The sequence below is a fragment of the Microbacterium sp. 2FI genome, from assembly GCF_005502885.1.
GTDB lineage: Bacteria > Actinomycetota > Actinomycetes > Actinomycetales > Microbacteriaceae > Microbacterium.
On sequence record NZ_SCMR01000040.1, the window covers coordinates 1 to 3,758 of the forward strand.

6 protein-coding genes are annotated in these 3,758 nt (G+C 65.2%); all 6 read left to right on the top strand.

The window, feature by feature from the left end:
- Positions 1–243 precede the first annotated feature (243 nt).
- The 6 genes from infA (at position 244) to rplQ (ending at position 3,329) form a co-directional block, all read left to right on the top strand.
- Positions 244–465: a translation initiation factor IF-1 gene (infA, locus tag FFS15_RS18475; protein ID WP_017201569.1), complete on the top strand. Its 222-nt coding sequence runs from the start codon at positions 244–246 to the stop codon at positions 463–465.
- A gap of 76 nt (positions 466–541) precedes the next feature.
- Positions 542–658, top strand: a complete 117-nt coding sequence (rpmJ, locus tag FFS15_RS18480; RefSeq protein ID WP_005050492.1) for a 50S ribosomal protein L36 — start codon at positions 542–544, stop codon at positions 656–658.
- Between the two features lie 135 nt (positions 659–793).
- Complete coding sequence (gene rpsM / locus FFS15_RS18485) at positions 794–1,174, top strand: 30S ribosomal protein S13 (RefSeq protein ID WP_137846522.1); 381 nt, start codon at positions 794–796, stop codon at positions 1,172–1,174.
- Between the two features lie 30 nt (positions 1,175–1,204).
- Positions 1,205–1,603: a 30S ribosomal protein S11 gene (gene rpsK, locus FFS15_RS18490; RefSeq protein WP_056117708.1), complete on the top strand. Its 399-nt coding sequence runs from the start codon at positions 1,205–1,207 to the stop codon at positions 1,601–1,603.
- Between the two features lie 144 nt (positions 1,604–1,747).
- Positions 1,748–2,737 carry a DNA-directed RNA polymerase subunit alpha gene (locus FFS15_RS18495; RefSeq protein WP_137846523.1) on the top strand — a complete coding sequence of 330 codons (990 nt, stop codon included), beginning with the start codon at positions 1,748–1,750 and terminating at the stop codon, positions 2,735–2,737.
- A gap of 43 nt (positions 2,738–2,780) precedes the next feature.
- On the top strand, positions 2,781–3,329 hold the full coding sequence (gene rplQ, locus FFS15_RS18500) for a 50S ribosomal protein L17 (RefSeq protein WP_137846524.1): 549 nt from the start codon (positions 2,781–2,783) through the stop codon (positions 3,327–3,329).
- The last annotated feature ends 429 nt before the right edge of the window (positions 3,330–3,758 follow it).

A 3,758-nucleotide genomic window follows, 5' to 3' on the forward strand; every position in this document is an offset into this window, starting at 1 on the left:
CCCCCTCAGCCCCGTGCTCCCCGCCGAACCGACATGTTCGTGCCGAGCCGATAGGTTCTTGACGCCGAAAACGTGTCGGCTCGGTACGGACTTATCGGATCGGCGGACGGACGCGGGGTGATTTGCTGCGGCATCCGCTATCACGTATGCTTGATCTTTGGTGCGTTGCGCCTTCATCGGCGTGTCCACGCACAATCACCCACCCAACGCAGACCGACCGGTCTGCCCAGCGTTAGCGAGTGTATGGCGAAGAAAGACGGTGTCATCGAGATCGAGGGCGTCATCTCCGAGGCGCTGCCCAATGCGATGTTCCGCGTTGAGCTGAGCAACGGACACAAGGTGCTCGCCACGATCTCAGGCAAGATGCGGCAGAACTACATCCGCATCATTCCCGAGGACCGTGTCGTCGTGGAGCTCAGCCCCTACGACCTCACCCGCGGGCGCATCGTCTACCGCTACCGCTAGACCGGTCGAGAAGTAACACCCGAGCGGACTGCCGGAAGGCGCCCGTTCGTCGTGAAGACAGCGAAGAGAAGAAGTCATGAAGGTCAACCCCTCCGTCAAGCCCATCTGCGACCACTGCAAGGTCATCCGTCGCCACGGGCGCGTCATGGTCATCTGCAAGAGCAACCCGCGTCACAAGCAGCGCCAGGGCTGATCTGCAGCACGCCGCAGAGGCACTCACAACTCAATACACATCGGCAGGATCAGAACCCGTTCGCGGGGGACACCTCGGGCGGAGGCCCGGGCACCGATTCTGCTCCACACCTCCACCAACTCCTAGGAGAATCGCATGGCACGTCTTGCCGGCGTTGACATCCCGCGCGACAAGCGCGTGGTGATCGCCCTCACCTACATCTACGGTGTCGGCCGTACCCGTTCGAACGAGATCCTGGTCGCGACCGGCATCGACGAGAACATCCGCGTCAAGGACCTCACCGATGACCAGCTCATCGCGCTCCGCGACTACATCGAGGTCAGCTACAAGGTCGAGGGTGACCTCCGCCGTGAGGTGGCCGCCGACATTCGCCGCAAGGTCGAGATCGGCTCGTACGAGGGCATCCGCCACCGTCGTGGCCTCCCGGTGCGCGGTCAGCGCACCAAGACGAACGCGCGCACCCGCAAGGGCCCCAAGCGCACCGTCGCCGGCAAGAAGAAGGCCGGCCGCAAGTAAGCGGGCCCCAGGGTTTAGGAGAAGAAGAACATGGCACAGGCCAAGACCGCCGCGCGCAAGCCGCGTCGCAAGGAAAAGAAGAACATCGCGCTGGGCCAGGCCCACATCAAGTCGACGTTCAACAACACGATCGTCTCGATCACCGACCCGTCGGGCGCCGTCATCAGCTGGGCGTCCTCGGGTGGCGTGGGCTTCAAGGGCTCGCGCAAGTCGACTCCGTATGCCGCTGGCATGGCCGCCGAATCGGCCGCCCGCCAGGCGCAGGAGCACGGCGTCAAGAAGGTCGACGTCTTCGTCAAGGGCCCGGGTTCGGGTCGTGAGACCGCGATCCGCTCGCTTCAGGCCGCAGGCCTCGAGGTCGGCTCGATCCAGGACGTGACGCCGCAGGCCCACAACGGCTGCCGTCCGCCCAAGCGTCGCCGCGTCTGACATCCCGGAGCCGGGACGCCCTCACCGGCGTCCCGGCTACCGCACGCTTCAGGAGCCGCGCGTCGCGGCATCCTCCGAGAAAAACTCAACACCTCACCCACCGCACGTGTCATATAGCGGGCACGTGATCGAAAGGAACACATAGTGCTCATCGCACAGCGTCCCACTCTGACCGAGGAGAAGGTCGGGGAGTTCCGCAGCCGCTTCGTCATCGAGCCGCTGGAGCCTGGCTTCGGCTACACGATCGGCAACGCGCTGCGTCGCAGCCTCCTGTCCTCGATCCCCGGCGCGGCCGTGACGTCGATCCGCATCGACGGCGTCCTCCACGAGTTCAGCACCATTCCCGGTGTCAAGGAGGATGTCACCGAGATCATCCTCAACATCAAGCAGCTCGTCGTCTCGAGCGAGCGCGACGAGCCCATCACCGCGTACCTGCGCAAGACCGGCTCCGGTGAGGTCACCGCCGCCGACATCTCCGCTCCGGCGGGCGTCGAGGTGCACAACCCCGACCTGGTCATCGCGACGCTCAACGAGACGGCGAAGTTCGAGCTCGAGCTCACCATCGAGCGTGGCCGCGGCTACGTCTCGGCGACGCAGAACCGCAACGAGTACGCCGAGGCCGGTCAGATCCCGATCGACTCGATCTACTCGCCCGTGCTCAAGGTCAGCTACCGCGTCGAGGCCACGCGCGCCGGTGAGCGCACCGACTTCGACAAGCTCGTCCTGGACGTCGAGTCGAAGCCGTCGATCGCCCCGCGTGACGCAGTCGCGTCGGCCGGTCGCACCCTCACCGAGCTGTTCGGCCTGGCCCGTGAGCTCAACGTCGAGGCCGAGGGCATCGAGATCGGCCCCGCGCCGGTCGAGACCGTCCTCTCGAACGAGCTGTCGATGCCGATCGAGGATCTCGACCTGTCGGTCCGCTCGTACAACTGCCTCAAGCGCGAAGGCATCAACACGGTCAGCGAGCTCGTCGCCCTCTCGGAGACGCAGCTCATGAACATCCGCAACTTCGGTCAGAAGTCGGTCGACGAGGTGCGCGACAAGCTCATCTCGCTCGGTCTGTCGCTGAAGGACTCGGTTCCCGGGTTCGACGGCGCGCACTTCTACGGCGGCTACGACGACGAAACCGTCTGAGCCGGCCACCCCGACCGACTTTTCATTCTGGAGTAAATGAGACATGCCTAAGCCCACGAAGGGTCCCCGCCTCGGTGGCGGTCCCGCACACGAGCGCCTGCTGCTTGCGAACCTCGCCGCGGCCCTGTTCACCCACAAGTCGATCAAGACGACCGAGACCAAGGCCAAGCGCCTTCGTCCGCTCGCTGAGCGTCTGATCACGTTCGCCAAGCGCGGTGACCTGCACGCGCGTCGCCGCGTGCTCTCGGTCATCGGTGACAAGGAAGTGGTGCACGTTCTCTTCACCGAGATCGCGCCGCTCGTCGCCGAGCGTGAGGGCGGCTACACACGCATCACGAAGATCGGTCCCCGCAAGGGCGACAACGCCCCGATGGCGGTCATCGAGCTCGTCCTCGAGCCCGTGACCCCGAAGGCGAAGTCGGCCAAGAAGTCCGCTGCCGCCGCTCCCGTCGCCGAGGAGGCTCCCGTCGAGGAGACCGCCGCCGACGAGACCGTCGAGGACGACGCAACCGACGCCGGCGCCGAGTCGCCGGAAGAGGGCGCTGCCGCTGAGGCTGCCGCCGACGACGCCGTCGAGGAGAAGTCCGCGTAGTACCGGACCCTTCTGCACCACGAGACCCGTGGGCCCTTCTGGGCCTGCGGGTCTCGTCGCATCTGCGGGGGCTGCGCCGGAGGACTGGATGCTGTGCGACACGCCCGGGATGCGCCACAATTTGCCGGCGTGCGGGCTGCCGCGTAATGTTCTTGTTGTTCGCCCCAAAGGGAGAGCGGTGAGGCTGAGGCCCCGCCCCCTCAAGCGGAAACAAACCCCATCTGAAGCGCAGTCGACTCGGCTGCTGATCTCAGGATCTAGGACGGGGAGTCCGGTTCTGAGCCGCAGGTTGTCGATTTGACAGCTGGCGCAGATCGGATAAGATTATGAGGTTGCCCTTCGGGCTGGTCGTGAGGCTGGTTGGGGGAGCGTCTGATCCTTGAGAACTCAACAGCGTGCACTTGTCAAATGCCAAATTACCTCGTCCTG

Bases quoted from the DNA above. Each gene is read 5' to 3' on its own strand.
- infA (WP_017201569.1), top strand. From the start codon at position 244: ATGGCGAAGAAAGACGGTGTCATCGAGATCGAGGGCGTCATCTCCGAG.
- rpmJ (WP_005050492.1), top strand. From the start codon at position 542: ATGAAGGTCAACCCCTCCGTCAAGCCCATCTGCGACCACTGCAAGGTC.
- rpsM (WP_137846522.1), top strand. From the start codon at position 794: ATGGCACGTCTTGCCGGCGTTGACATCCCGCGCGACAAGCGCGTGGTG.
- rpsK (WP_056117708.1), top strand. From the start codon at position 1,205: ATGGCACAGGCCAAGACCGCCGCGCGCAAGCCGCGTCGCAAGGAAAAG.
- rplQ (WP_137846524.1), top strand. From the start codon at position 2,781: ATGCCTAAGCCCACGAAGGGTCCCCGCCTCGGTGGCGGTCCCGCACAC.